At 64.1% G+C, this 25,881-nt stretch carries 25 protein-coding genes and 1 pseudogene; 10 read left to right on the top strand and 16 right to left on the bottom strand.

What is annotated here, in order from left to right:
* Positions 1–38: 38 nt before the first annotated feature.
* Positions 39–278 (bottom strand): hypothetical protein, encoded by a 240-nt coding sequence (locus tag DyAD56_RS04770; protein WP_102301607.1) that lies wholly within the window; start codon positions 276–278, stop codon positions 39–41.
* Positions 279–518: 240 nt separating this feature from the next.
* Between DyAD56_RS04770 and DyAD56_RS04765 the strand changes: the two genes are divergently transcribed.
* Positions 519–1,343: a helix-turn-helix transcriptional regulator gene (locus DyAD56_RS04765; protein WP_102301606.1), complete on the top strand. Its 825-nt coding sequence runs from the start codon at positions 519–521 to the stop codon at positions 1,341–1,343.
* A gap of 510 nt (positions 1,344–1,853) precedes the next feature.
* On the opposite strand, the gene DyAD56_RS04760 is transcribed toward DyAD56_RS04765, so the two are convergent.
* Positions 1,854–4,289 carry a prolyl oligopeptidase family serine peptidase gene (locus DyAD56_RS04760; RefSeq protein ID WP_102301605.1) on the bottom strand — a complete coding sequence of 812 codons (2,436 nt, stop codon included), beginning with the start codon at positions 4,287–4,289 and terminating at the stop codon, positions 1,854–1,856.
* A gap of 238 nt (positions 4,290–4,527) precedes the next feature.
* Here DyAD56_RS04760 and DyAD56_RS04755 point away from each other — a divergent pair.
* The 3 genes and pseudogenes from DyAD56_RS04755 to DyAD56_RS04745 all read left to right on the top strand — a co-directional run bounded on the left by DyAD56_RS04755 (position 4,528) and on the right by DyAD56_RS04745 (position 7,022).
* Positions 4,528–5,192: pseudogene (locus DyAD56_RS04755) on the top strand (dienelactone hydrolase family protein).
* Between the two features lie 72 nt (positions 5,193–5,264).
* Positions 5,265–6,311, top strand: coding sequence for a histidine kinase (locus tag DyAD56_RS04750; protein WP_102301604.1), 1,047 nt, complete (start codon positions 5,265–5,267; stop codon positions 6,309–6,311).
* A gap of 6 nt (positions 6,312–6,317) precedes the next feature.
* Positions 6,318–7,022, top strand: coding sequence for a LytTR family DNA-binding domain-containing protein (locus DyAD56_RS04745; protein ID WP_102301603.1), 705 nt, complete (start codon positions 6,318–6,320; stop codon positions 7,020–7,022).
* Between the two features lie 53 nt (positions 7,023–7,075).
* Here DyAD56_RS04745 and DyAD56_RS04740 read toward each other — a convergent pair whose 3' ends face one another.
* On the bottom strand, positions 7,076–7,732 hold the full coding sequence (locus DyAD56_RS04740; protein WP_102301602.1) for a hypothetical protein: 657 nt from the start codon (positions 7,730–7,732) through the stop codon (positions 7,076–7,078).
* Positions 7,733–7,867: 135 nt separating this feature from the next.
* On the opposite strand from DyAD56_RS04740, the gene hemC reads away from it, so the two are divergent.
* Complete coding sequence (gene hemC, locus DyAD56_RS04735) at positions 7,868–8,785, top strand: hydroxymethylbilane synthase (RefSeq protein ID WP_102301601.1); 918 nt, start codon at positions 7,868–7,870, stop codon at positions 8,783–8,785.
* Between the two features lie 55 nt (positions 8,786–8,840).
* Here the strand turns inward: hemC and DyAD56_RS04730 are convergent, their stop codons facing one another.
* Positions 8,841–9,683 (bottom strand): DUF481 domain-containing protein, encoded by an 843-nt coding sequence (locus tag DyAD56_RS04730; RefSeq protein WP_102301600.1) that lies wholly within the window; start codon positions 9,681–9,683, stop codon positions 8,841–8,843.
* Between the two features lie 89 nt (positions 9,684–9,772).
* Complete coding sequence (locus tag DyAD56_RS04725) at positions 9,773–10,510, bottom strand: hypothetical protein (RefSeq protein ID WP_146010438.1); 738 nt, start codon at positions 10,508–10,510, stop codon at positions 9,773–9,775.
* Positions 10,511–10,842: 332 nt separating this feature from the next.
* Here DyAD56_RS04725 and DyAD56_RS04720 point away from each other — a divergent pair, with 332 nt between their 5' ends.
* Positions 10,843–11,823 (top strand): YafY family protein, encoded by a 981-nt coding sequence (locus DyAD56_RS04720; protein ID WP_102301598.1) that lies wholly within the window; start codon positions 10,843–10,845, stop codon positions 11,821–11,823.
* A gap of 85 nt (positions 11,824–11,908) precedes the next feature.
* The gene (locus DyAD56_RS04715) at positions 11,909–12,868 is read left to right on the top strand and encodes a patatin-like phospholipase family protein (protein WP_102301597.1); all 960 of its coding nucleotides are present in this window, start codon (positions 11,909–11,911) and stop codon (positions 12,866–12,868) included.
* 4 nt (positions 12,869–12,872) lie between these two features.
* On the opposite strand, the gene DyAD56_RS04710 is transcribed toward DyAD56_RS04715, so the two are convergent.
* The 10 genes from DyAD56_RS04710 to DyAD56_RS04665 form a co-directional block, all read right to left on the bottom strand.
* Positions 12,873–13,238: a DUF488 family protein gene (locus tag DyAD56_RS04710; RefSeq protein ID WP_102301596.1), complete on the bottom strand. Its 366-nt coding sequence runs from the start codon at positions 13,236–13,238 to the stop codon at positions 12,873–12,875.
* Positions 13,239–13,348: 110 nt separating this feature from the next.
* The gene (locus tag DyAD56_RS04705) at positions 13,349–14,065 is read right to left on the bottom strand and encodes a glycosyltransferase (protein ID WP_102301595.1); all 717 of its coding nucleotides are present in this window, start codon (positions 14,063–14,065) and stop codon (positions 13,349–13,351) included.
* A 413-nt stretch (positions 14,066–14,478) separates the two neighbouring features.
* Positions 14,479–15,351, bottom strand: a complete 873-nt coding sequence (locus tag DyAD56_RS04700; protein ID WP_199178886.1) for a ParB/RepB/Spo0J family partition protein — start codon at positions 15,349–15,351, stop codon at positions 14,479–14,481.
* Positions 15,352–15,353: 2 nt separating this feature from the next.
* Positions 15,354–16,220 (bottom strand): ParA family protein, encoded by an 867-nt coding sequence (locus DyAD56_RS04695; RefSeq protein ID WP_102301594.1) that lies wholly within the window; start codon positions 16,218–16,220, stop codon positions 15,354–15,356.
* A gap of 51 nt (positions 16,221–16,271) precedes the next feature.
* Entirely contained in the window at positions 16,272–16,907 is a 636-nt protein-coding gene (rsmG, locus tag DyAD56_RS04690; RefSeq protein ID WP_102301593.1) for a 16S rRNA (guanine(527)-N(7))-methyltransferase RsmG, read from the bottom strand.
* Between the two features lie 184 nt (positions 16,908–17,091).
* Positions 17,092–17,550, bottom strand: a complete 459-nt coding sequence (locus tag DyAD56_RS04685; protein ID WP_102301592.1) for an SPFH domain-containing protein — start codon at positions 17,548–17,550, stop codon at positions 17,092–17,094.
* Between the two features lie 393 nt (positions 17,551–17,943).
* Positions 17,944–18,777: a pirin family protein gene (locus DyAD56_RS04680; protein WP_102301591.1), complete on the bottom strand. Its 834-nt coding sequence runs from the start codon at positions 18,775–18,777 to the stop codon at positions 17,944–17,946.
* 126 nt (positions 18,778–18,903) lie between these two features.
* Entirely contained in the window at positions 18,904–19,581 is a 678-nt protein-coding gene (locus DyAD56_RS04675; protein WP_102301590.1) for a YecA family protein, read from the bottom strand.
* Between the two features lie 32 nt (positions 19,582–19,613).
* Positions 19,614–20,393 (bottom strand): exodeoxyribonuclease III, encoded by a 780-nt coding sequence (gene xth / locus DyAD56_RS04670; protein WP_102301780.1) that lies wholly within the window; start codon positions 20,391–20,393, stop codon positions 19,614–19,616.
* A 58-nt stretch (positions 20,394–20,451) separates the two neighbouring features.
* The gene (locus DyAD56_RS04665) at positions 20,452–22,494 is read right to left on the bottom strand and encodes a M3 family metallopeptidase (protein WP_102301589.1); all 2,043 of its coding nucleotides are present in this window, start codon (positions 22,492–22,494) and stop codon (positions 20,452–20,454) included.
* Positions 22,495–22,605: 111 nt separating this feature from the next.
* Between DyAD56_RS04665 and DyAD56_RS04660 the strand changes: the two genes are divergently transcribed.
* The 3 genes from DyAD56_RS04660 to DyAD56_RS04650 are packed head-to-tail and all read left to right on the top strand — an operon-like array spanning position 22,606 to position 25,235.
* Complete coding sequence (locus DyAD56_RS04660; protein ID WP_102301588.1) at positions 22,606–24,321, top strand: patatin-like phospholipase family protein; 1,716 nt, start codon at positions 22,606–22,608, stop codon at positions 24,319–24,321.
* Between the two features lie 48 nt (positions 24,322–24,369).
* Positions 24,370–24,906: a gamma carbonic anhydrase family protein gene (locus DyAD56_RS04655; protein ID WP_102301587.1), complete on the top strand. Its 537-nt coding sequence runs from the start codon at positions 24,370–24,372 to the stop codon at positions 24,904–24,906.
* On the top strand, positions 24,903–25,235 hold the full coding sequence (locus DyAD56_RS04650; protein ID WP_102301586.1) for a low molecular weight protein tyrosine phosphatase family protein: 333 nt from the start codon (positions 24,903–24,905) through the stop codon (positions 25,233–25,235). The genes DyAD56_RS04655 and DyAD56_RS04650 overlap by 4 nt, the downstream gene beginning before the upstream one ends.
* Before the next feature lie 6 nt (positions 25,236–25,241).
* Here DyAD56_RS04650 and DyAD56_RS04645 read toward each other — a convergent pair whose 3' ends face one another.
* Positions 25,242–25,793 (bottom strand): hypothetical protein, encoded by a 552-nt coding sequence (locus DyAD56_RS04645; RefSeq protein ID WP_102301585.1) that lies wholly within the window; start codon positions 25,791–25,793, stop codon positions 25,242–25,244.
* Positions 25,794–25,881: the final 88 nt, after the last annotated feature.

Below are 25,881 nucleotides of genomic sequence, written 5' to 3'. Positions count from 1 at the left end.
TCTGGTTAGATTTTGCCTGAACAAAATTTGGAACTGCCTCAATGAGCTCCCTCCTTTAACTCATCGTCCAGCCAGGTCCGCAGGGCGGGGTCGCGCAGCTCGAACAGCTCGAAGACGCCCAAGGCCCGCAGAGTTGGCAGCAGGGCGAGCACCCGCGTTTCCATCGCGCGTCGAGCCGCTTCGGGGGTATCTGGGTCCAGCATCTGGTGGGCACAGGCCACGAACGCCTCGAGCGGGGCGGTCTCGGCGGTAGGTATGCGTACGGCAATCATCGACATGGGTCGGCTCTCCCTTCGACGCCGGGCGGTGGCGCCGCTTGCTTCAGTGAGGACGTGTGTCGGGGTGCGGGCGTGACCGCGCCGGATCAAGCATGAGGAATGGCACGGGTGGGGGAACCGCGACCGACGGCACGTTCGGCACCGCAAGCGGCGGCAGCGGTGGGAATTGGACGAGCATGATTGAGCAGGCAGGTGGATTACTGTTAGCGTTATTTGGTCAAAGTTTGTCGAGAATCGGCCATGGGCCATGTAACAGAAAAAGACGAGACACAGTTCCACACGATGATCGAGCGCCTCGATGGCCCCTCGGTGATCGCCTATTGGACCGAAGGCGTAGCCTCGAGCGAGTACAGCGAGAACACCCGCGAATACGGCTGGCACTCCCACGCGCGTGGCCAGCTGTACTGCGTGGAAAGTGGGCTGGTGCACGTGCGCACGGCGCAGGGCTCGTGGCTGTTGCCACCGCACCGGGCCGGCTGGATGCCAGCCGGTGTCGAACACACCGTCACCCTCAGCGGCCCCATGAGCGGCTGGGGCGTATTCGTCACACCACAGGAATGTGGCTGCCTACCCACCGAGCCTTGCGTCATCAGCGTGACGGAGCTGATGCGCGCGCTGGTGCGCCGAGCCAGCTCATGGGTGTGGGAGCGGGAACTCGACGAGAGCCAGGAACGGATCACCCGTGTGTTGCTGGAAGAGATCTGCCGCGCACGCCACGAACCCCTGCACCTGCCGATGCCAACAGACCGCCGTGCACTCCGCATCGCCGTGGCGCTGCTGGAAAACCCCAACGACAACCGTGGGCTGGAGGAGTGGGCGGTATGGGCTGGCTTGTCCCCACGCAGCCTGAGCCGATTGTTCCGCAGCGAAACGGCATTGAGTTTTGCGCAGTGGCGGCAGTTGGCGCGTTTGACGCGTGGGTTGGAACAGTTGGCGGATGGCGAGCCGGTGTCTGCGGTGGCGGATGCGTTGGGGTATGCGAGTGTGAGTGCGTTTGTGGCGATGTTTCGGCGGAGTTTTGGGCAGCCGCCGGCTAGGTATTTTGCGGCGCAGGCGGGGCAATAACTTCGGTGGCTTCCCGAGCGTCGTAGAGATCTTGCTCTACGGCAGCACGCGCTTCTTACCCTCACGCAAAAACCGCGACGCGATGTGCAGCGAAGCTGCACGAGCCGTGCGCTTGCAGCCTTTGATCTACCCGGCCCCCCTGTGCGGCGGTGAGGGGTGGACGATCAGGCCCGCAGGGGGATCGGCAAGGATGCCGATTCCTTTTCGCCAGGGCAGGAGGCCCTGTCGAAAAGCCCGGCCACCCCTCACGAACTGGCCGGCTTTATCGGCCAGCGCCAAGCGGGGGTGCCCTTCTCTTTGGTTACTTTCTCTTGGGCAAGCAAGAGAAAGTAACCCGGACTGCGGCAGCAGTTCGGAAGCCCGCGGCAGGCGAGCCAGGTCGCAGTAGCGCAACAACTGAGCAATGCAAAAACTGGATTAAAACCCGCGCTGAGGCGAGAAAAGAAACAGTGAGGCTAGATTGGCCCCTCACCCCAACCCTCTCCCCGTAGGGGAGAGGGAGCACAAGCATCATTGCTTCGCGGGCTTCACATACGTATTGAACAACTCATCAATACGACGGTACTCGTCGTACCACGAATCCGGATGCTGGAACCCATGACGCTCCATCGGATACAGCGACATCCAGAAGTTGTTCTTATGCAGCTCGATAAAGCGCTGATACAGACGAATGGTGTCGCTGGTCAGCACGTTGTCATCGATCAAACCATGCTGCATCAACAGCGGATCCTGCAGCTTGTCGGCGTAGTTGATCGGTGAGCTGATCTGATACGACTCCGGATCGAGCTGGGGATCGTTGAGGATGTTGGACGTGTACTCGTGGTTGTAGCTGGTCCAGTCGGTGACCGGACGCAGCGCGGAACCCGCAGCGAACTCACCCGGCGCCCGCAGCAGCGACATCAGCGTCATGAAGCCACCGTAGCTGCCGCCGTACATGCCGACGCGCTTGGGGTCCACGTTGTGGTTCTTCACCAGCCAGGCCTTGCCGTCGAGCAGGTCTTCCAGTTCCGGGTGGCCCATCTGGCGATAGATCGCCGTGCGCCACGCACGGCCGTAGCCATCGGACGCGCGGTAGTCCATGTCGAGCACCACGTAACCCTGCTGCACCAGCAGGTTGTGGAACATCTGCTCACGGAAGTAGTTGGAGTACGACAGCGTGACGTTCTGCAGGTAACCCGCACCGTGCACAAAGATCACTGCCGGACGCGAAGCTGCGGCGGCTTCATCGGCCGGGCCGTAGTACTTCGCCCAGATGGTGCCCGCGCCGTGCGAGGACGGCACACCGATGATCTTCGGCTGGATCCACGCATGCGCGGTGAAGGCCGGCTTCGTGGTGTTGGTGAGCTCGCGCGGCGAACCGCCGTCGGCGCTCTGTACCGCTAGCTGCGCTAGCGTGTACGGCGAGGAATGCAGCACGGCGAGCTGGCGACCATCGGGCGACAGCGCAAAGTCGTCCATGCCCTGATACTGCGTGAGGCGAGTCAGTTCGCCACCCGCGCTGGGCACGCGATAGACGTCGTAGCTATACGGGGCCACCTGATTGGTGCGCACGTAGAACCACTGGCCATCCTCGCTCAGCACCGGATGGCTCACTTCGAACTTGCCCGTGGTCAGCGACTTGGCCTTACCGCCGGGTGACTTGGTGTAGAGCTGCGAGTAGCCGGTTTCCTCGCTCAGGTACCACAACGTACGGTTGTCCTTGAGCCAGCCGAAGTCGTTGAAGTTCCAGTTGATCCAGGCGTTGTCAGTCAGACGATGCTGGTTGACCAGTGCATGCTTGTCGAAATCGACACTGGCGATCCAGCGGTCCTTGTTGTCAATGGCGCGCAACTGGATGGCGACATTCTGGCCGTCGTCGCTCCACACGATGCCGCCGCCACCGCCGTCGTCAGCATTGGAAACAATGCGCACCGAGCGCACGTCCGGCGCCTTCAGCGCCTTGGCTTCGTCGGCCTTGCCGTCCTTCTGCAGGGCGGCCACGGTCTTGGCGCGAAGGTCCTTGAGCGGGTCGTCCTTGATGCCCGGCAGGCCGTCCGTCTTGAGCGGATAGAACTTGGCGGACTTCAGGTCCACCAGCACCATCGATTGCGGCGCGGGATCGTTGTTACCCACGTAGACGCGCGTTTCCTGCTGCTCGGCGTAGCCGGACTCGGTGACGTAGTGGGTAACCTCGGGGCGCTTGCCTTCCTTCGCGCCCTTGGGCTTGGTCACCACGACCATCCAGCGGCCATCGGGCGACAGCTCGGTGTCGGCCGGCTCGCCACTTTCACCGAGGTAGATCGGCTTGGGCGCGCGGCTGGGGTCGGCGGCGATCAGCGCATCGTCGTTCGTGCGCGCGGCGTCCTTGTCCGACTTGTTTTCACGCAGCGACTTGAACAGTTCCAGCTGCATGTCCTTGAGCTGATCGGGCTTCTTTTCCTGCGGATCGTCGGTGAAACGCAGCACGGCGGCGGGTGCGCTCACGCCGGCGGCAAGGTCGTAAACGAACCAGTTGTTGCCCTGGCGGTACTGCAGGCCGCGGCCGTCGCTGGAGAAGCGCGGCGACGATTCCGCTTCGGACGAGCGGGTGACTTGCACGCGACGGCCATTGGAGAGATCGACCATGAAGATGTCGCCATGCATCACGTAGGCGGCGTGCCGATGCGTGCGGTCGTAGATCGCCGGGCCTTCGGCCTGCGCCATGGCGGTGGGATCGAGCTTCACGCTCTGGCCGTTGGCCGGGTCTACGCGATAGAGGTCGCGTACTTTGCTGCCGTCGCGCTTGAGCGAGTAGTAGAGGCTACGGCCGTCGACGCTCCAGTAGGGCTGTTCCACCGCGGCGCCGATCCAGTCGGGATTGGCCATGATGGTTTCCAGATCCAGCTGACCGCCAGACGACGGGGGCGACAGGGCCGCCGCGGGGAACGCGGCAAAGGCGGCAAGGCCGGCGAACAGCATTCGGCGCATGGAGGGCTCCACAGTCAAAACGTTTGAGCATAGCCAAGCTCTGAAACAGCACAAGCGCCGATGGTCGCGGTTCAAACTGATCGCCTAGGCAGGTAATCTTATCGGTTACTTCGGCGCCCCTCCGGCGCCCCCGTGCGGCCTGCACCTTGTCGGCCAAGCGGCAGACCGTGCGTTCGGTGAGGTTCTTGTGCATGTCTTCGAGGCATGCTTCCCGCAGCCCCAAGCCCGGCGAGCCCACATGCCCCTACCCAGCGTTGAGATCGAAACGCCCCCCACCCCAGCCATAGCGTGATCTGGCTGCACGGCCTGGGCGCCGATGGCAACGACTTCGCTCCTATCGTGCCGGAGCTGGTGCCTCCCACCTGGCCCGCGCTGCGCTTTGTCTTTCCCCATGCGCCGGTGCGACCGGTCACGGTGAACGGCGGCATGCCGATGCGCGCCTGGTACGACATCGTGGGCGTCGACCTTATTTCCCGGCAGGACGAAACGGGCATGCGTGCATCCATTGCCAACGTGGACGCGCTGATTGCCCGCGAGAACGAGCGCGGCGTGCCTTCCGAGCGCATCCTGCTGGCCGGCTTCTCGCAGGGCGGCGCTATCGCGTTGTCGGCAGGGCTGCGCCATGCAGGGAAACTGGCGGGCGTGATCGCCCTGTCCACCTACCTGCCGCTGCAGGATGCCTTCGCCGCCGAGCGCAGCGCAGCCAATGCACAGACGCCGGTGTTCTGGGGGCATGGCACAGCCGATCCAATCGTTCCGCTCACGCGCGGCGTGAGCTCGCGTGACATGTTGCAGTCGCTGGGTTATTCGGTGAGCTGGCACACCTATCCCATGCCGCATTCGGTGTGTGCCGAAGAAGTGGCCGACCTGCGTCAGTGGATGACCGCACGCCTGGAGGCCTGACGGTCACACTCTCTGTGTAGCCCGCGATGGCGCGCAAGGAAGCCTTGGCAAGCATGCGGCATACTCCTTTGCATGAGGGAGTCCACCACCGATATACCGGCGCCTGCGCGCAGAGAACGTCACCCGTTGCCTGATTTCTGCAGCGGGCCGGTGATCTTTGCGCTGCTGATCACGGCGTCGTTGACCGTGACCCTGATGTGGCTGGCGCCCAACAATGCTCATGGGTGGCGCGCCTATTCCGTCGGCATGTTGTTTGCCGACTGGCTGGCAGTGGTGATCGGCGTGGCCCTCTGCAAGCTGCGTCCATTGTTCGAGCGCCTGCCCGGCCATGGATCGTATGCAGGCGTATGGCTGGCGATGGTGCTGATCGTGGCCGGAGGCAGCGCGCTGGTGTACTGGATGGACGGCGTCATGCAGATGCAACTGCTGCGCGACAGCGCTGGCGATTTCATTCGCAACAACACACTTATCGCTGCGCTGCTCGGTGCGGCCATGCTGCGCTACTTCTATCTGCTGGCCCAATGGCAGACCCGGCTGGAGGCTGTGTCGCAGGCCCAGGTGGCTGCCTTGCAGGCGCGCATCCGGCCGCACTTCCTGTTCAACAGCATGAACACGGTGGCTGCGCTGGTGCGGGTCGATCCGACGGCAGCCGAGCGCTGCGTGGAAGATCTCTCGGAACTATTCCGCGCCGCACTAGGCGAGCACAGCACGCGCGACGGTACGCTGGGCGAGGAGCTGGTCCTGGTCGACCGTTATCTGGATATCGAACAGCTACGACTGGGAGAACGCCTGCACGTGCGACGCGAACTGGACGACCTGCCCGGCGACTTCCCGCTTCCGCGCCTGCTGCTGCAGCCCTTGGTGGAGAATGCCGTGCGCCATGGCATCCAGCCGTTGCGCGAAGGTGGCGAGGTCGTCCTGCGTGGCCGGCGCGAGGCCGACGGCATCGTCATCGAGATCGACAATCCACTGGTGAGCACACCGGCGCCCGGCGGGCATGGCCACGGCCTGGATAGCGTGCGCCGGCGGGTGGCTTATCGTTTCGGGCCACGCGCAGGCGTGATCTCCGGCCCGCGGGGCGACCGCTTCGTCGTACGCCTTGAACTGCCTGCACGGTAAAAAAATATGCGCGTACTCATCGTGGACGACGAACCTCTTGCGCGGGCACGCCTCGCGTCGCTGCTCGGTGATTGCAACGACGTGGACGTCGTCGGCAGCGTGGCCGACGGCGAGGCCGCGCTCGAGGCGATGGGCAGTTTGCAGCCGGACGTTTTGCTGCTGGACATCAACATGCCTGGCATGAGCGGCACCGCGCTCGCTCAGCGCCTAGCCGGCAGCAAACGCCCGCTGGTGGTGTTCTGCACGGCCTATGAGGGCCATGCGCTGCAAGCCTTCGAGCTAGGCGCCGTGGACTATCTGCTGAAGCCGGTTCGATTGGAACGACTCAACGAAGCGCTGCAGCGCGCGCGCCAGCGCCTGCAGCATGCGCCACGCGACAGCGGCAGCTACCTGCACGGACGGTTGCGCGGCGAACAGGTGCGCGTGGCGCTGGATGACGTGATCAGCCTGCTGGCGGAAGAAAAGTACGTGGTGGTACAGCATCGCGGCGGTCAGCTGCTGCTCGAAGATTCGCTGCGCCAGCTCGAAGAGGCCTATCCCGAAACCCTGATCCGCCTGCACCGCAACTGCCTGGTGCCCGCCCAGCGCCTGATCGGCCTGAAGACGCTTACCGACGGTCGCGTGCTTGCGCGGCTCGGTGGCACGGAGCTGATGCCGGAAGTAAGCCGGCGCAATCTACCGGCGCTACGCAAGCTACTGCGCATGGGGTGATTAGGCATGGGGTGATGCGGCGGCGCAGACGCGTCCACCGCATCATGCCGACGTCAACGCGCCGCCAGTTCGCTCATGGCAGCACCATCGCCCTGCGCAGCGTAGCCAATCAACTGCTTGACCAACACCCGTTCGCTCGAGGTCCAATGCAACGTGGTACGCAACGTGGCGTTGTCGGTGCCGAAGCGCACCGGATCGCTCACGGCAGCGGCGCGGTACCAGGCCAGCGCGACGTCGTGCTGGCCTGAGGCCATATACGTCAACGCCATGGCCATCGGCACCCATTGCGGGCGCTGTTCCGGACGCAGCGAGAGATTGCGCTGGAACGCTTCCATCGCACAAGCCGGATCGCCCAGGTTGATCATGCTCCAGCCATAGGCCCAGAGCAGTCGACGATCATTCGGCTTGATGCGCAAGGCGCGATGAAAATTGAGTTGTGCCGCATCCGCGCGATGCGTGCTCGCTGCCAGCCAACCTTCGTCGGTCAGCTTGCGCACCGGAGATATCTGCGGAAACGCGCCGGGATAACTCGATTGATTGAACGCCGAGGCTTCTGGTAGCCCGCGCGCTGTCACATCCGGGTCCGTATAAGGACGTCCGTCCGGCATGAGCACGGGCAACGTTGTACCGGTCATACCTGCATGGGCCGCGAGCGCGGCGAAGCCCGACATGGCAAAAACGATCGTGCAAACCATCCTGCGCATCTTCATGACAACACTCCTTGCTGTCCCCATCCCGACATCAGCATAGTCCCTGCTGCGACCGCATAGCTAATGCAGCCGCGACAGTAATTACGCCACAATGCAGTCCCCGGCGAAGCTGCACGCAACACCCACGAGACCGTCATGACACCGACCACGCTGCGTATCGCCACCCGCAAGAGCGCGCTCGCCCTTTGGCAGGCCGAACACGTCGCCGCGGAACTGCGGATCACTCATCCCGGCTTGATCGTGGAGCTGGTGCCGCTGTCGACACGCGGCGATGAAATCCTCGACAAGCCACTGGCCACTATCGGCGGCAAGGGCCTGTTCCTGAAGGAACTGGAAGTGGCCATGTTGGAAGGCCGCGCCGATCTGGCCGTGCATTCGCTCAAGGATGTACCCGCCGAACTGGAGCCGGGCTTCACCTTGCCCGCCATCCTGCCGCGCGCCGATTCGGCCGATGCGTTCGTGAGCAACGACTACGCCGACCTTCCCGCGCTGCCGCTGGGTGCACGCGTGGGCACATCGTCCTTGCGCCGGCAGGCGCAGTTGCGCGCCGTACGCCCCGACCTGACCCTGCTCGACCTGCGCGGCAACGTGGGTACACGCCTGTCCAAGCTCGATTCGGGTCACTACGACGCGATCCTGCTCGCCTGCGCGGGACTCGAACGCCTGGGGCTAGCCTCCCGCATTCGCAGTCGACTGGCCGCACCGGACTGGCTGCCGGCTCCCGGTCAGGCGGCCATCGCCATCGAAGCCCGCTCGGACCAGCCCGACGTACTCGCGTTGCTGCGTGCGCTCGACGATGCGCAGACGCGGTTGGCGGTTACCACCGAGCGCGTCATGAATCAGGCGCTGGGCGGTAGCTGCACCGTACCGGTGGGTGCGTGGTGCATTGTCACCGAGCACGGCCTGCACCTGCGGGGCATGGTGGGCGACGTCAGCAGCGGGCGCCTGCTGCAGGCTCAGGCCGACGCGGAAGGTGATCAGGCGGAAGCCTTGGGCAAGCGCGTGGCGCAAGCTTTGTTCGACCTAGGCGCCGGCCCGATGCTGGGTCACTGAGGCGGCGGGACGAGGGGAGAGCGGCACACGCCACTCATCCCCAGACCCACATGTCTCAGAAGTTGTAGAGCAGGTTCGTGGTCACCAGCGAATCGGTGCTCTGCGTGCCCGGCTGGACGTCGCTGTTGTAGCGAACCTGGTAGCCGAGCTTGAGCGCCACTTTGCGCGTCATGCTGACCGACAGCCCGATGTCGTTCTGGTAGTACTTGTTGTCCGAGCCTGCTTCGATCAGCAGCGTGTCTTCCAGCGCCGTGTTGTCGGTGAGGCGGTACTTGTAGTTGACCAGACCGCGGCCGACCGCTTCGCTTATGCTGTCCTGGTGAACCCTCACCGTCGCCGTGGTGCCGTCCGGCTGGGTGACCGACTGGTCGACATCGGCGGGACGATAGCGCTTGTAACCGGGGCCGACTTCGAAGGACAGCTCGGTGCGGTCCGTCTTCAGCGCGATGTAGCCGTAGCCCACCGAGACGATGCCCTGCCACAGGTTGGCGCCGAAATCGTCGTGCTCATAGCGAAGCGCGGTCACGATGTAGCTGCGCGGATCGAGCTTGTAACCCACCGAGGCGCCCGTGTCGTAACGGTTGGCCGTGGTGGTCAGGCGGTCGACGGTATTGCCCTGCTGGTCCTGCACCTGCACTTCGCCCTTGGAACGCAGACCGTTGAGGAAGAAGTTGTTCTTCCACAGATCGTTTTCCTGGTTCAGGCCGAGCTTGGCGTTGATGTTTTCCGAGCGGGAGTTGCCGTAGGAGGATGCGAAACCGAATTCGCCCGAACCCGTCCACCCGCCATTGTTGGCCGGATTGCCATTGGTGGTCGGATTGGATGACGTGTCGTCGGCCTGAGCGCCAAAACTGACCAGCGCCGCGAGCAGGGCGCCCGCCATCAGGGTTTTCTTCATTGCAATTGTTCCTTTTTCGTTAAAATCAGTAACAGCCCGCCACCTTAACGGGCCGGATTGAACTGCTTGTGAACCGGGGATGTGGGTGTTCAGCGCTGGCGCGCGACAGTCCCGTCAGAACTGTCTGGCAAGGCTGCCAGGGCCTCATCATACAAACTAAGCTCGGTCGCCATACCCGCCGTGCAGCTGACCGCCGCCAGCGAGGCCAGCGCCAGCCATCCCTGCCCGAAGCTCATCAGCAGCAGGGCAACACACGGCACCGCATAAACCAGAAGCGCGGCCAGGAAACGCCCCGGCTGCAATTCCAGGCGTCCCCGCGGGGTTTGCGCCCGTTGCAGGGCGGCCTGCCAACGCAGGCTTTCCACCAGGCCACGCAGCAGCGCGAGTACCAGCAGGCCGACGATCCAGGCCATGGGATGCAAGCCAGCCGGGTCGGTGTCCTGCCCGGCGGCGCACAGCCAAAGCCATAGCCCGCCTCCGTAGGTGGCGGATACCACCCGGCTCAGCGGCAATTGCGTAGCGAGGTGATGATCGATACCCGGCGCCTGCCTCCGGGCGTCCGCGTAGGCGGTGATGATCAGGCTGCCCAGGCTGCACAAGGCCATGGCGGCCCCCGAAAGACGCGTGGCCCAGAACGCATTGTCCCCGCGAGCCAGCCCGGCTACGGCAAGCACGGGCAGGCCGCACGCCAGCGCGATCAAGGCATCGCGCGTGGGCCTTGATCCCTTTTCGATGACCCAGCCATGCCAGTGCGGCATCCAGCGCGATTGGGCACAGGCCGCCATGACGCCCAGCACAATCAGCAACGTGCCGAGCGCAATCGGCACGAGGACATCGCCCCGTCCATCTGGATAAACCCCCACGGCCAACGCCAGCCCCAACACCATCCACAAACCGAAGCCGTCGAAGCCTGCGACATGAAGGAGCGTGGCCGGCAGCGGTCGTGGCCGCGCCCGGAGGGGGGCCTGTCCGTGGCTCGTCGTGTCGGCCCTTTGAGCGGATTGGCGCGGTTTCATAAGCGTGGTGTCTTCTGTGCGTGAAGGGTAGATCACGCGCGCGTGATCGCGGCGTGGTCTTACTCAATTTCATGGCCTAGTGGACTTGCGGCTTCCGCCAACCGTGCGCATGCTACGGGGAGGTAGCCGTCGAAAGTCATTTCATGGATCGTTACGAGCGCATTCTGACCCTGCACCGACTGCTTAAGTCGGCGCATTATCCCGTGCCCCTGCCTCGTCTTATGGACGAGCTGGAGTGCTCGCGCGCGACGCTTTACCGCGACGTGGCGTTCCTGCGCGACGCGCTCGGCGCGCCGATCGAGAGCGCAGGCGGTGAACATGCCGCGTTCCGCTATGCGGTCGGCGAAGGCGAGCGTTTCGAGTTGCCGGGCCTCTGGCTGACGTCCGATGAACTGGCGGCGTTGCTGGCCCTCAACGAACTGATCGGCCGCAGCGGGCCTGGCGTACTCGCCGGCGCGCTCGCACCGTTCAAGGCACGCATCGAACACTTGCTGTCCGACCAGGGCACCGGCAAGACGCTGCCCATCGAACGCATCCGCGTCATTGCCTGGGGCGAGCGCAAGCTCGACCAGCAGGTGTTCCGCGTAGTGGCCGGCTCGGTGCTCGAACGCAAGCAGCTGCGCTTCCGCTATCGCGCGCGCACCACCAATTCGGATAGTCATCGCCGTGTATCGCCGCAGCGTCTGACGCACTATCGCGACAACTGGTACCTCGACGTGTGGGACCACGACCGCGAGGCACTGCGCAGCTTTGCGGTGGATCGCATTGCCGAGCCGCAGGCGCTTGACGAGGCCGCCCGAGACGTACCCGAGCAAGAACTCAACGACGCGCTGGCATCGAGCTACGGCATCTTTGCAGGCAAGCCCAAGGCCTGGGCCACGCTGCGCTTTTCGCAGCATGCAGCGCGCTGGGTGGCGGATGAGCACTGGCATTCCCAGCAGAAGGGCGAGTGGCTGCCGGACGGCCGCTACGAGCTGCAGGTGCCTTATTCCAATTCCAAGGAACTGCTGATGGACGTGCTCAAGTACGGACCGGACGCAGAAGTGGTGGCACCGCTGTCGCTGCGCGAGGAAATGAAGATCCAGTTGCAACTGGCGCTGGGTGGTTATCAGAGCGAGAAGTGAGTAAATAGGTAGATGAAGCGGAAGAAAGCGTGGAAGCGCTCTCTCGCTATTCACTCCTCTCCACTCGTTTCTCGCCATATCGCCCATGCGCACCACTGATATCGCCGATCCCTCGACGCTTCCGGCCGACGTTGCCGCCACCAAGAAACCGACCGTCGCGCTCGCGCTTGGTTCCGGAGGCGCGAAAGGTTTGGCGCATATCGGCGCCATCGAGGAGATCGAAGCGCACGGCTACCAGATCGTCGCCATCGCGGGCACATCCATGGGTGCGCTCATCGGCGGCGTCTACGCCATGGGCAAGCTGGGCGTATACCGCGACTGGGTCTGCTCGCTGGCCAAGATGGACGTGCTCAAGCTGGTCGACTGGACACTATCCGGCGGCGGCCTCATCAAGGGTGAGCGCATCATCGAGACGATGCGCGGCCTGATTGGCGACGCCGCCATTGAGGACCTGCCGCTGGCCTATACCGCCGTGGCGACCGATCTGGACCGCGAACGCGAGGTCTGGCTCACGCGCGGTTCGCTGTTCGATGCGATCCGCGCCTCCATCGCCATTCCCACCCTCTTCCGTCCGCAGGTGCTGTCGGAACGGCGGCTGATCGACGGCGGCCTGCTCAACCCCGTGCCGGTCACGCCATTGATCCGCGAACCGGCGGACTACCTGTTTGCGGTGAGCATGGACGGTCCGCCGGACCCGGGCGCACCCGACGAAGTGTCTGCCACGCCAACCGTGGATAACGACAGCTATCGCTCACGCATCGGTGAATTCATCGGCAAGCTGATGCCTCATGGCACCGACAAGCCGCGTGAGCCGGGCATGTTGGAGCTGCTCATGCAGTCGATGGACTTGATGCAGGCCAATCTTTCACGCCTGCGCCTGGCGGCCTACGAGCCGGACCTGCTGATCCGCATGCCGCGCAACGTCGCCACGGTCTACGAGTTCTACCGCGCCACCGAGCTGATCGAGCTGGGTCGCAAGCAGGCGCGCGAAGCCTTGACGAACTGGCGTCCCGCACACACCGGCCAGTTCACCGGCCGACCGTAACGCGTCAGTACGCGTGTTCCTTTAGCAAGACATCGAGATAGCACTTCAGCGCCACGGCGTTGTTGTGTTCTTCATCGTGCGCGCCAAACAACAACGTCACGCGGTGGCGCGCTGCCTGCGTGAGCAGCGGTCGCCAGTACTCGGCAACCGCATCGAGCTCAGACGCGTAGCGATGGCGGAAAGTTTCCCAGCGTGCGGGATCATGGCCGAACCATTTGCGCAGGGCGGTGGAGGGCGCCAGCTCCTTGCTCCAGGCATCCAGCGCCGCATCGTCCTTCTTCAGGCCTCGCGGCCACAAGCGATCCACCAAGACACGATAACCATCGCTCTTGGCGGCCGGTTCATAGATCCGCTTGACGGCAATGCTCATGGGCGGGCGGCCTCCCGAAGCAAGAACCATCAGCATACGCCGATGAAGCGCTTGTCGAAGGCCGCTTGTTTATAGAAGCGCTTCTACTGCGCTCCTACGCAGAACGAAACTCAGATCTCTTCGACCCGGGTCACCTTGCCACGGCGCATCAACCACGCCACGCCACGCAGATCGGCAATGCCCACCCACAGGCGATCGAGCATGCCGTACTTGGACGTACCGGCCGTACGCGGGCGATGACCCACTGGCACGCTGTTGCTCTGGAAACCCGCGCGCTTCACCAGCGCCGGCAGATAGCGATGCATGTGATCGAAGTAGGGCAGACGCAGGAACACTTCGCGGTCGAACAGCTTGAGACCGCAGCCGGTGTCGGGCGTGGAGTCCCTGAGCATGCGCGAACGAACCGCATTCGCGACTTTCGAGGAGATACGCTTGTTGAAACTGTCGCGACGCGTCGTGCGCCAACCGGCGAACAGGCGAACGTCCGGCGTGCTTTGGTCACGCTGTGCGAGCAACTTGGGAATGTCGGCAGGATCGTTCTGCCCATCACCATCCAACGTAGCGATCCACGGCGAGCGCGCGGCATTCACACCGTTCCACACCGCCGTGCTCTGACCGCTGCGGGTCAGGTGGCGAACGATACGCAGCTCCGGATACTTCGACTTTTCCGCCGCCAATACAGCCACGCTGTCATCGCTGGAGTCGTCGTCCACGTACACAACCTCGAAATCAACCTTGCCGCGCAAGGCGGTGGCGATTTCGGCAAGCAGCGGCGGGATGTTGTCGCGCTCGTTGAATACAGGCACGACGACGGACAGTTGGGGCATGGGGAGGGCCTTATCTTGAACGGGGGGCGCGGGGCGCCAGGGCATTATTCTAGTGGGTGGAGGGCTTGGCGTCAGGGGCAAGGGGTCGCGACGGTGTCGCGGCGGGGTTTGCGCTGGCGGGGTGGGTTGCCCTCCGCTTCATTCGGGACGGGGGAAATGCCTGTGGATAACCATGGCCTTCGCTCCCTCGGTAGGAGGGCGAAACGCCCGCCGCGTAGGCGCCAGTTCGCCACAACGCGATAACCGAGCAATACCGCTACTGGATCCCGGCCTGCGCCGGGATGACGGCTAAAGATGAAACAGTAAGGCGAGCACCCAACCCTCTCCCCAACCCTCTCCCTGAAGGGGAGAGGGGGCAATCTCGCGCCACGTAGATTCGCGGCGGCAATCAAGCGAACAAGAGAACGTCCGCCTCAGCGAATCTTCCCCAAAATCCCATCCAGCTCATCATTGCTGTGATAGTGAATCACCAACTTACCTTTGCCCCCACGCCCCTGCGCCAACTCCACGCGAGTAGCAAAGCGCTCGCCCAACTCGCGCTCCAGCGCGTCCACATTGGGATCACGGGGGGACGCGCTTTTGGCTTTGCCCTTGGGCGCGGTCTGCGCACGGCGAGCGTGCTCTTCCAATTCACGCACGCTCCAGCCATGGCGGGAAGCTTCCAGGGCCAGGCCTTCGGCCATGCTCTCGGGCAGAGTGATCAGGCAACGGGCGTGGCCCATCTCCAGCTTGCCTTCGTCGAGCAGGCGCTTGATGGAGATCGGCAGTTCGGTCAGGCGCAGCAGGTTCGACACGGCAGCGCGCGAGCGGCCCACGGCGTCAGCGGCCTGCTGGTGGGTAAGGTCGAAATCGTCGATCAGGCGCTTGAGCGCGTCGGCTTCTTCCAGCGGGGTAAGGTCCTGGCGCTGGATGTTTTCAATCAACGCCATGGCCGGCACGGCCACTTCGGGCACGTCCTTCACCAGTGCGGGAAGTTCGGACAGCTGCGCGCGCTGCGCGGCACGCCAGCGGCGTTCGCCGGCGATCAGCTCGAACTGATTCTTGCCGATCTGACGCACCACCACCGGCTGGATGAGGCCCTGCGCGCGAATGGATGCGGCCAGTTCATCTAGCGCCTCGTCGTTCCAATGGCGGCGCGGCTGGTACTTGCCCGGCTGGATATGATGGATGGGCAGAGAGCGCAGCTCGCCTTCCTGCTCCAGTACCGAGGGCTTGCCGGGTTCGTCGTTGCCGCTCAGCAGCACATCGAGCCCACGTCCCAGGCCCCGTTTTTTCGCAGCGGACATGCTTACTCCTGATGGATATCGACGACGTCGTCGAGCGTCTCGTCTGAACCGGCGTGCAGCATCGGCGTGACCACGTCATGAGCCTGATCCTGCGCCGTGGAGTTCAGGCCGCGCTCGCGCCGGATCATCTCGCCAGCCAGTCCGATGTAGGCGATGGCGCCACGCGAACTGCGGTCGTACAAATGGATCGGCTGGCCGTGGCTGGGTGCCTCGGCGAGGCGCACGTTACGCGGGATGATGGAGCGCAGCACTTTGTCGCCGAAGTGCGAGGTGAGCTGTGCGGACACTTCGTTACCGAGGTTGTTGCGCACGTCATACATGGTGCGCAGCAGGCCTTCGATTTCCAGATTCGGATTGAGGCGATGGCGCACAGCCTTCACTGTGTCGAGCAGGCTGGAGAGGCCTTCCAGCGCGAAGTATTCGCACTGCACCGGAATCAGCAAGCCGTTCGCCGCTGCCAGCGCGTTGAGCGTGAGCAGATGCAGCGACGGCGGGCAGTCGATGAGGATGATGTCGTAGCGATCTGAAACTTTCGCCAGCGCGTCCTTCAAGCGACTCTCGCGGGCGATCGCGTCCATCAGCTTGAGCTCGGCGGCGGTGAGGTCACCGTTGCCAGGCAGCAGGTCGTACAACGCCTCGGTCTTGACGATGGCCTTGTCGATGGGCGCTTCGTCCAGCAGCACTTCGCAGCCGTTCGGCTTGGCCTCGCGCTTGTCCACGCCGGACGCCATGGTTGCGTTGCCCTGCGGATCGAGATCGACAAGCAGCACCTTGCGCTTGGCGGCAGCCAGCGCGGCAGCGAGATTGACAGCGGTGGTGGTTTTGCCGACGCCGCCCTTCTGGTTGGCGACAGCGATGATGCGGGCCATGTGTCGTCGAGACCGTGAACGAGTGAAAGGGGGGCTAGATTAGCAGCCTGATCAACCGACTGCCCGGCCGAGTACCACGAGATGGCGCTCGCCGCCTACGTCTGGGACGTTGAGCGTATGGATCGCCCGCACCTCGAATCCGGCGGGCACGCCCGGCAATTCTTCGTCCGGATGCTTGCCCTTCATGGCCAGCCAGATGCCCTCCTTGGTCAAAAGGTGACCACCCCAGGCCAACATGTCCTCGAGGCTGGCAAAGGCACGCGCGGTGATGCAGTCGAACTGGCCTTCCACCTCTTCCACGCGCGATTGCACAGCGCGCACATTCTCAAGTTTGAGTGAGCGGATGGCTTCGCGCAGGAAGCGAACCTTTTTGCCGTTGGAGTCGACCAGCAGCACCTGCCGTTCTGGCGCGGCGATAGCCAGCGGAATGCCAGGCAACCCAGGGCCGGTGCCTAGGTCGGCGAGCGTCTGGCCCTGCACATAGGGCAGAACCGCTAGCGAATCGACCAGATGGCGGCTCACCATCTCGCCCGGATCGCGGACGGCGGTGAGGTTGTACGTGGCGTTCCAGCGCGCCAGCAGCGCCTGGTAGTCCAGCAGCCGCTCCACAGCGCCGGCCGGCAACTGCACGCTAAGTGCAGCGATGCCGCGTTCCAGCCGGGTTTGCAGATCGTTGCGGGATGTCATCGGGGAAACGCCTTGATGAAACGGGGTCGCAAGTATCCGGGTGTGCCGCTCCGGACGCCAGTTGATAGGGTTTTGCACCGCGAAGGCCCAAAGAAAAAGCCCGCCGAAGCGGGCTTCAAGGGTCTCCCCTGTGGCGGGCGCTCTAAGGCCACCTTCGCCAAGGCCTATCCGGCAGCACTCCGGATCAGGCGAATTCCAGCTCCACGCGCGTCACCATCATGCCGCGCTCACGCAGGGCGCCATTCATGCTCTGCTTGAGGCGTGAACCCAGGTCGCGGCGATCGGCCTGGAAGGCTTCCGGCTCGTCGCGCAGCGCGGCCAGGGCGCCACCACGGATCAGTTGGTCGGCCTGCTCGATCACCGCATCGGCACGCTCGGGCTCCAGCACCTGCCAGTACACCGTGCCGCGCACGTCATGCGCGTTGGGCAGCAGCTCTTCGAAACGCAGCACTTGGCCGCTGAGGTTGATGCGGTGCTCCACGCGATCAATCAACGGGAGGGTCATGTGGCTACCCGGCTGCAGCAGGCGGTACGGCTTGCCTCGGCGATAGAGGCTATGCACCTGGTCGGCCGGTACGCGCTTGATGGCGATGGCGAACGTCGCGATCAAGGCCAGGACAATGAGAGTAATCAGGGCATTCATAATAATGAATACAACGAGTTATGTGTGTTTTCTTCGCAAAGTGCTGTAAGTAGATAGTACAGCCTGTTGCACCCCTTTAGATTAATCTAAATTTAACGACAGTCTAAGGTCGTTTTACAACCAGTCATCTGGCCTAACTCGCTGATTTTGTGAATCCGGCGGCAGGCACGGATGGGGATGCATCGATCTTGCCATCCGTGCCGCCACCGCCAGACTCCCCCTACTACGGAGGGCTTAACGGCTGAGCGGGGGAAGGCTTGAGGAAAGTGGCGACGCAACCACCACCAGCGAGCCATAAGGAAACGCCATCCCGATACGGCCCCACCGGCGGCCTGGGATGGCGTAGACAGGCTAAGCAGCAGGAGCCGCCCTTACAGGCGGCCCCTTCGAGGCTCAGAACTTGCCGGCGCGGAAGTCGGCAATCGCCTGGTGGATCTCTTCCGGCGTATTCATCACGAACGGCCCATAGCGGGTTACCGGTTCGTTGAGCGGATGGCCGGCGACCAACAGCACGCGCGCAGCCGTATCGCGGCCGGCAATGTGCAGATCACCGCTGCGCGAAAGCACCGCCAGTTCGCTGCGGGCCAACGGCTGGCCTGCCACGTCTGCGTCCTTACCGTCGAACACGTAGGCGAAGCCCGCGTGTCCTTCAGGCAGCGGAATGGTCACCGAGGCACCCGGCTGCACGGCGATGTCCAGGTAGATCGGCTGCGTGACGATCTCGGCTACCGGGCCGGTCAGGCCACCGAATTCACCGGCGATCACCTTCACTTCCACACCATCCGCCGGACGCGCGACCGGAATGCGCTCCGGACCGATGTCCTGATAGCGCGGCGCGATCAATTTGTCCTTGGACGGCAGGTTTACCCACAGTTGGAAGCCCCACATCAGGCCGTCTTCCTGCACGGGCATTTCCGAATGCAGAATGCCGCGGCCGGCGGTCATCCACTGCACGCTGCCCGGCACCAGATCACCACTGTTGCCATGGTTGTCGTGGTGCTTCATGTGGCCCGCAAGCATGTAGGTCACGGTCTCGAAACCGCGATGCGGATGCTCGGGGAAGCCGGCGATGTAATCGCCCGCCTGGTCGGAACGAAACTCGTCCAGCAACAGGAACGGATCGAGCATGTCCAGGCCGGGCTGACCGATGACGCGCTTGAGCTTCACGCCCGCGCCATCGGATGTATCGATGCCGCGCATGCGGCGGAGAATGCTGCGTTCGGTCATGTTGGTCTCCAAGAGATTGGACTGCCCACCATGATGGCGCTGCACCGCCTTGTACCCAAGATGCGCAGACGGAACGGATTGTTTCTCTAGGGAGAAAGGCTGGCCCGTGGGCCAACTTCCTTTCCGTCAGTGCACCCAATGCCCACTGCGCTGACGTGGCGGTGACGTGGACTCTTCCTTCTCCTCGGCAGGACGCACGGCGGCCTCGACCTCCGCTTCCGTCACCGGGTGTTCGGTCCAGTACTGGTTCACCGCGTTGAGCACACCGGGCACCTGTGTCAGGCACTCGTCGTATTCGTCGTCGCTCAGTTTTTCGAACTCGGCATCCGCACTGAGGATGCCTTCGTCCACGGCCAGCGCCATCACCGGTCCCAGCATCTCCATCAACTGGGGATCGTCCGCCAGGCGCTTTTCCCACAGGCCCGCGCGCAGATCGATGCCGCGACTGAAACCCTCGCACCAGCCCGCCGCCGAAAGCACCGGGCCGGCTTCTGTGTCCACTTCGCCGAGGATCGGCTCGTAGGCGTCGACGTCGAGTTCGGCGCCGATCGAATCATTGAGCTTGGCCAACAGCGCCAGCACGCGATTGCCTTCGGATTCGTCGCCGAAGGGCTCGTGCAGCACCTCGGGCAACCACTCCTCAGGCAGTACGTGCGTGGGGCCCACCGTCAACGCGGAGAGCAGCCCGTGCACACCATCGAGCAGGAGGTCGTCCTCGCCCACATGGCCGCGCAAGTATTGGTCCAGTTCCTCGAGTTCTGCATCGCCTAACGAAGTGGGCCATTCAGTCTTGGGTGTATTCATCAGCTGCCTGTTGTGCGGTGTTGCTATGTTTCTTAGATATCCAGATCAACTGTTACCGGCGTGTGATCGGAAGGACGTTCCCAGGTTCGCGGTGTACGGTCGATGGCGGCCGCTGTTGCCGCCGATTTCAGGGCATCACTGACCAGGATCAGGTCAATGCGCAAACCCATGTTGCGCCGGAACGCACCCTGACGATAGTCCCACCAGCTGTAGTGTTCACCAGCCGGCTCGAACAAGCGGAAGCTGTCGTGCAGGCCAAGATCGGTGATCCGCTTAAGCGCATCGCGCTCCGGCGGCGAGCACAGGATGTCTTCGCCCCACGCTGCCGGGTCGTGCACGTCACGGTCGTCCGGCGCGATGTTGAAATCACCCAGCACCACCAGCTTGGGATAGCGCTCGATCTCGCGCGACAGAAACTCACGCATCTTCGCCAGCCAGTCGAGCTTGTACGCGTACTTCTCGTCGCCCACGGCCTTGCCGTTGACCACGTAGAGATCGACCACGCGCACGCCACCGATGGTGGCGGCGAGGATACGCCGCTGCGGATCGTCCAGATTCGGAATGTCGGTGACGACATCCTCGAACTCGCCGTGCACGTCAGCGCGCGCCAACAATGCGACGCCGTTGTAGGTCTTCTGGCCGGAGAACACCGCGCGATAACCGGCGGCCGCCAGCTCATCGACCGGGAACTTGGCGTCCTCGAGCTTGGTTTCCTGCAGCGCAACGATGTCGGGCTGCGCATCGGCCAGCCACTGGGTGAGGTGCGGTATGCGCACCTTCAGCGAATTCACGTTCCACGAAGCGATTTTCATGACGACATTGTAAGCGATGACCAACGGAAGACCGCCGCACGAGGTGCGGCGGCGTTTTTCAAGCCAGACCGTGGCTTTTCAGCAACGCTTCCGGTTCCGGCGCGCGGCCACGGAAGGCGATGAAGCTTTCGATGGCAGGCCGGCTGGCGCCGACCGACAAGACTTCCTTGCGGAAGCGGTCACCCGTGCCACGGTCGATCACGCCATTCGCCTCGAACTCGCCGAAGGCGTCGGCGCTGAGCAGTTCGGCCCACAGATAGCTGTAGTAACCGGCTGCGTAGCCGCCCGCGAAGATGTGCGAGAACGCGTGCGGGAAGCGCTGCCATGCCGGCGGATGCAGCACGGCGACGTCGTGGCGCACTTCTTCCAGCACTTCCATGGTGCGAGCGCCCTTGGCCGGGTCGTATTCCAGGTGCAGCAGGAAATCGAACATGCCGAATTCCAACTGGCGCACCAGGAACAGGCCAGCATGGAAGTGGCGCGCAGCCAACATGCGCTGGAACAGTTCGTCGGGCAGGCGCTCGCCAGTTTCGTAGTGGCGGGCGAACAGGTCGAGCGCTTCACGGTTCCAGCCGAAGTTCTCCATGAATTGGCTAGGCAGTTCCACCGCATCCCATTCCACGCCGTCGATGCCGCCGATGGAAGGCAGCGCAATCTCGGTCAACAAGTGGTGCAGGCCGTGACCAAATTCGTGGAAGAGGGTGAGTACGTCGTCGTGTGTGAGCAGCGCAGGGCGACCTTCGGTCGGCGGCGCAAAGTTGCAAGTGAGGAAGGCGACAGGTAGTTGCTCATTCTCGCCATCACGGAAACGGGCGCGGCACACATCCATCCATGCGCCGCCGCGTTTGCCGGTGCGTGCGTAAAGATCGACGTAGGCACCGGCGAACACGCGGCCGTCGGCGTCGCGCACGTCGTAATAGCGCACGTCCGGATGCCACACGTCAACGCCGTCGCGCGCGCTGAGGGTGATGCCATAAAGCCGCTGGGTGAGGCCGAACAGGCCTTCGATCACCGCCGGCAGCGGGAAGTAGGGCTTGAGCTGTTCTTCGTCGAGGTCGTATTCGCGTTGGCGCAGCTTCTCCGAGGCGTAGCCAACGTCCCAGGATTCGAGGTTGTCGAGCTTCAGCTCCGTGGTGGCGAACTCGCGCAGGTGGTTGAGCTCCTTGCGCGCCACCGGCTTGGCGCGATTGGCCAGATCGCGCAGGAAATCCATCACCTCGGCAGGCGACGCGGCCATCTTGGTGGCCAGCGATTCCTCCGCTGCGTTGTTGAAGCCGAGCAGTCGGGCAGCCTCATGGCGCAGCGCCATGATGCGTTCGATGCGCCCGCTGTTGTCGTACTTGGCAGCCTGGGGGCCCTGGTCGGAGGCGCGCGTCTGGTACGCCCAGTACACGCGCTCGCGCAGGCCACGGTTGTCGGCGTAGGTGAGCACAGCCTGCACACTCGGCTGCTTGAGCGTGACTAGGTAACCGTCGAGCTTCTGCTCTTTGGCATATTGGCGCAGCACCGCTCGACCAGACTCGGGGATGCCGGCGAGGTCGCGCTCGTCGGTGATGTGCTCGTGCCACGCGTCGGTAGCGTCGAGCACGGCATTGGAGAACTCGGTGGAGAGACGGCTCAGTTCCACGCCAATCTCGCGGTAGCGGGAACGCGCCGGCTCTTCCAGTGCGACGCCGGACAGGCGGAAGTCGCGCAACGCGTGCTCCACCAGCGCGCGCTCAGCGCGCGGCAGGCCGACGAACTCTGGCGCGTCGGCCAGGGCTTGGACGGCCTGATACAGCTCGCGATTCTGGCCAACTTCGATGGCGTGGTCGGTAAGCTTTTCCTCGGCTGGCCCGTAGACCTCCCGCAGTGCCTCACTGTCCGCCACCGCATGCAGATGGCCTACCGGCGCCCAGGCGCGTGCCAGGCGCTGCTCCAGGCGTTCCTGGGTAAGCATGACGCTCGCGAAATCGGGCGCGGCGCCGGGCTTGGTCAGTGCCTCGATGCCAGCGCGGTAATCGGCCAGCAGGGCGTCGATGGCGGGGGTGACGTGCTCGGGGCGAATCTGCGAAAACGCCGGCAGGGTGTCGTCGGCCAGCAGCGGATTGGTCTGTTCCATGGTGTCTCCTGAATGCCCTGCCAGCGTGGCGACCCAATGGGTCGAAATCAAGCCGCCGTCACACTCCCCACGTCACGATTTGTCACAACACCAGCCTTACCATCCCGCGCCATGTCTAAGCCCGATTTTTCCGCCCTGCTGCGTCGAAGCGACGTGTTCGGGCACCTCGGGGACGAGGCGCTGGCCGCGCTGGTTCCTGAACTGCAATGGTTTTCCCTCCCCGGAGGTCGCACCCTGTTCAAGCAGGGCGATCCGGCGGACGCGCTTTACTTCGTGGTCAGCGGCAGCCTTGGCGTATTCGCCGGGCCCACCGAATGGGTACGCCTGGTGGCAGCCGGCGACAGCATCGGGGAGATCGGGCTGATCACCGGCGAGCCGCGCCACCACACCGCAAGGGCGCTGCGCGACAGCGAGCTGCTGCGACTGGATCTGGCCGCGTATGAGGCGCTGATTCAACGTCATCCGCAGGCCATGCTGGGCGTGGCACGGGTCGCCATTGGCCGCCTGCAGGAACGCATGCGGGGCGACGAGAGCCCCGGCATAGCGCACACCTTCGCTCTACTGCCCGCCAGTGCCGACGTGCCCGCCCGCTCGCTAGCTATGCAGCTGGCGATGGAGCTGGAGCATTGGGGCACCTGCGTGGTGATCGACGCCGAGCACGGTGCCGGCCGGGGCAGCGACTGGTTTGCCGAGCGCGAAGCGCAGGCGCGCTTCGTCATCTATCTGGACAGCTTGGGTGACAGCCTGTGGCGAGAGCGCTGCCTGCGGCAGGCGGATGTGTTGCTGTTGCCAACACTAGCCGCGCAACCGTCGCGGCCGTGGCCAGAAGCGATGCCAATGGACCCCTCGCGCGCCGGCCATCGCCCCCGCCATCTGATCCTGCTGCACCCGGGGCGCCAACCGGCATTGGGCGCGGCGAAGCGATGGCGCAGCGAGTTCAGTGGAGAGCTGCAGCATCACCATATTGGTGGCCGGGCGGACATCGCGCGGCTGGCACGCGTGATCAGTGGCAATGCCCGCGGACTCGTGCTGGCCGGCGGTGGCGCACGCGGCGTGGCGCACCTAGGTGCGCTGCGCGCGCTGTACGAAGCAGGCCACACGTTCGACGCCGTGGGCGGCACCAGCATCGGCGCAATCATCGGCGCCAGCGTGGCGGCGGGATGGGAACTGGATACTACGATCGATACGCTGCGACGCGCGTTTGTGCAGGGCCGCCCGCTGTCGGACTGGACGCTGCCCATCGTCGCACTCACACGTGGCCGCCGCGCGGCGCTGATGCTGCGCCGCGCCTTCGGCGCGCTCGACATCGAAGACCTGACACTCCCGTTCTTCTGTGTGTCGACGTGTCTGTCCGGCGATGGCATGAAGGTGCATCGCGACGGCCCGCTATGGCTGTGGCTGCGCGCGTCGAGCGCCATTCCCGGCGTACTGCCGCCAGTGCTGCACCACGGTCGCGTGTTCGTGGACGGCGCGCTGGTCGACAACCTGCCCACCGACGTGATGGCGGATGACGGCCTCTCGCACATCACCGCCATCGATATCCGCGCAGAAATTTCCCTGCTCACCACCGCTGAGGAATTCGCCACGCCACCATGGTGGCAGCTGTTGCTGGGGCGGCAGGACATCCAGCGCCCTGGGCTGGTTTCAACCTTGGTGCGCGCCGCCATGGTCAACAGCGAAGGGCCGAGCGAGCATCGTCGCGAACGCGCTGACCTGCTGCTGACGCCGCCACTGGAACATATCGGCATGCTCGACTGGAAGGATTGGGAGCGGGCGATGGAAGCGGGGTACCGCTACACCAAGCGCGTGCTGGAGGAGCAGGGTTAATCCGTACCACTCACGGCGCGACCGGAATCGGCGAGGTACCATAGGCCCATGGATCCTATACGCAAATACAAGGGCATCTGGCCCACGCTGCACCAGCGCGTCTATGTCGACCCTGCGTCTACGGTGATCGGCGCGGTCGAGTTGTTCGACGACGTGTCCATCTGGCCGGGCGCGGTGTTGCGCGGTGACGTCAACTACATACGCATCGGCGCGCGCACCAGCGTGCAGGACGGCGCGGTCGTGCATGTCACGCACGATGGCCCGTATACGCCCGGCGGCCAGCCGACCATCATCGGTGAAGGCGTCACCATCGGGCATGGCGCGGTAATCCATGCCTGCACCATTGAGGACTACTGTCTGATCGGCATGCACGCCACCGTGCTCGACGGCGCGGTCGTGATGAAGCACGGCTTCGTCGGCGCAGGCAGCGTGATCCCGCCGGGTAAGGTGGTGGGTGAGGGCGAGTTGTGGCTGGGCAACCCGGCCAAGCTCGTACGCGTGCTTAGCGATCAGCAGATCGAGCAGCTGCATTACTCGGCGGACCACTACGTGCGCCTGAAAGACGAGTACCTCGCGGCGCAATGACGGCACCACGACGCGTGCTGTTCCTGTGCAGCCGGCACCGGCTGCGCAGCCCCACCGCAGCCTTGGTGTTTGGCGAGTGGGAACACTTGCAGGTCGATTCGGCCGGTTTGGCCGACGATGCGGAAACTCCGCTTTCCGCCGAACAGTTGGATTGGGCCGAGCTGATCGTGGTGATGGAGGCCTCGCATCGTCGGCGCCTGCAGGTACGGCATGGCGCGCGGCTCCAAGGCAAGCGCATCGTGTGCCTGGATATTCCTGATCGCTACGACTTCATGCAGCCCGAACTGGTCGACCTGCTGCTTAAGAAAGCAGGTCCCTTGTTGCGCTGAAGGCGATTACGGCATCGAACCGTTACCGGCCGACTGCGGCTGCGCCTGCATCGCCGCGGCACGTGCTTCGTCCTGACGGGTCTGGATCTGACGCTGCGCATCCAGCTTGCCACCCAGCAACGACAGTATGTAGTTGGTGCTGTCGAATTCGCGCAGCAACGACAGTTCGCGCTGGGCTTCATCCAGGCTGTTGTCGTTGATCGCGCGCTCTACGTCGGCGGAGGCAGAAGGGAAGGTCTCATGCAGCGCGTCCATTGCCGACTTGTTCTGCGGATCGAGCTGCAGCACGCTGAGGTAGAACTCATACGCGTTGCTGCCGGCCGGCGCGACGAGGCGCTTCTCGGTCACGGCGGTCTTGGCTAGGTCGAGCAGGATGCCCACACCGTTGTCGTCGGTGCCAGCCGCGGATGATGCACTGGCCACGCCGGTGCTGCCTGTGCCACCCGATGCCGACCCCGTCGACCAGAACCAGATGCCGCCGCCAATAACCAAGAGCACGATCAGCGAAACGACAGCGAGCACGCGTGGGCGTGCTGCAAGGGAAGCGAAACGAGACATGGCACCGCTACATGGTGTTACCCGCGCACAAGCGCACCTGCCCCTCAGGCGTCCCGGCGGAAGCCTGTCACATTAGTGATACATCATG

The sequence above is a fragment of the Dyella sp. AD56 genome (assembly GCF_002878475.1).
Lineage (GTDB): Bacteria > Pseudomonadota > Gammaproteobacteria > Xanthomonadales > Rhodanobacteraceae > Dyella.
Note: the sequence above shows the minus strand (reverse complement) of the source record. Positions and strands in the feature narration are given on the sequence as shown.

Bases quoted from the DNA above. Each gene is read 5' to 3' on its own strand.
- DyAD56_RS04770 (WP_102301607.1), bottom strand. From the start codon at position 278: ATGTCGATGATTGCCGTACGCATACCTACCGCCGAGACCGCCCCGCTC.
- DyAD56_RS04765 (WP_102301606.1), top strand. From the start codon at position 519: ATGGGCCATGTAACAGAAAAAGACGAGACACAGTTCCACACGATGATC.
- DyAD56_RS04760 (WP_102301605.1), bottom strand. From the start codon at position 4,289: ATGCGCCGAATGCTGTTCGCCGGCCTTGCCGCCTTTGCCGCGTTCCCC.
- DyAD56_RS04750 (WP_102301604.1), top strand. From the start codon at position 5,265: ATGAGGGAGTCCACCACCGATATACCGGCGCCTGCGCGCAGAGAACGT.
- DyAD56_RS04745 (WP_102301603.1), top strand. From the start codon at position 6,318: ATGCGCGTACTCATCGTGGACGACGAACCTCTTGCGCGGGCACGCCTC.
- DyAD56_RS04740 (WP_102301602.1), bottom strand. From the start codon at position 7,732: ATGAAGATGCGCAGGATGGTTTGCACGATCGTTTTTGCCATGTCGGGC.
- hemC (WP_102301601.1), top strand. From the start codon at position 7,868: ATGACACCGACCACGCTGCGTATCGCCACCCGCAAGAGCGCGCTCGCC.
- DyAD56_RS04730 (WP_102301600.1), bottom strand. From the start codon at position 9,683: ATGAAGAAAACCCTGATGGCGGGCGCCCTGCTCGCGGCGCTGGTCAGT.
- DyAD56_RS04720 (WP_102301598.1), top strand. From the start codon at position 10,843: ATGGATCGTTACGAGCGCATTCTGACCCTGCACCGACTGCTTAAGTCG.
- DyAD56_RS04715 (WP_102301597.1), top strand. From the start codon at position 11,909: ATGCGCACCACTGATATCGCCGATCCCTCGACGCTTCCGGCCGACGTT.
- DyAD56_RS04710 (WP_102301596.1), bottom strand. From the start codon at position 13,238: ATGAGCATTGCCGTCAAGCGGATCTATGAACCGGCCGCCAAGAGCGAT.
- DyAD56_RS04705 (WP_102301595.1), bottom strand. From the start codon at position 14,065: ATGCCCCAACTGTCCGTCGTCGTGCCTGTATTCAACGAGCGCGACAAC.
- DyAD56_RS04700 (WP_199178886.1), bottom strand. From the start codon at position 15,351: ATGTCCGCTGCGAAAAAACGGGGCCTGGGACGTGGGCTCGATGTGCTG.
- DyAD56_RS04695 (WP_102301594.1), bottom strand. From the start codon at position 16,220: ATGGCCCGCATCATCGCTGTCGCCAACCAGAAGGGCGGCGTCGGCAAA.
- rsmG (WP_102301593.1), bottom strand. From the start codon at position 16,907: ATGACATCCCGCAACGATCTGCAAACCCGGCTGGAACGCGGCATCGCT.
- DyAD56_RS04685 (WP_102301592.1), bottom strand. From the start codon at position 17,550: ATGAATGCCCTGATTACTCTCATTGTCCTGGCCTTGATCGCGACGTTC.
- DyAD56_RS04680 (WP_102301591.1), bottom strand. From the start codon at position 18,777: ATGACCGAACGCAGCATTCTCCGCCGCATGCGCGGCATCGATACATCC.
- DyAD56_RS04675 (WP_102301590.1), bottom strand. From the start codon at position 19,581: ATGAATACACCCAAGACTGAATGGCCCACTTCGTTAGGCGATGCAGAA.
- xth (WP_102301780.1), bottom strand. From the start codon at position 20,393: ATGAAAATCGCTTCGTGGAACGTGAATTCGCTGAAGGTGCGCATACCG.
- DyAD56_RS04665 (WP_102301589.1), bottom strand. From the start codon at position 22,494: ATGGAACAGACCAATCCGCTGCTGGCCGACGACACCCTGCCGGCGTTT.
- DyAD56_RS04660 (WP_102301588.1), top strand. From the start codon at position 22,606: ATGTCTAAGCCCGATTTTTCCGCCCTGCTGCGTCGAAGCGACGTGTTC.
- DyAD56_RS04655 (WP_102301587.1), top strand. From the start codon at position 24,370: ATGGATCCTATACGCAAATACAAGGGCATCTGGCCCACGCTGCACCAG.
- DyAD56_RS04650 (WP_102301586.1), top strand. From the start codon at position 24,903: ATGACGGCACCACGACGCGTGCTGTTCCTGTGCAGCCGGCACCGGCTG.
- DyAD56_RS04645 (WP_102301585.1), bottom strand. From the start codon at position 25,793: ATGTCTCGTTTCGCTTCCCTTGCAGCACGCCCACGCGTGCTCGCTGTC.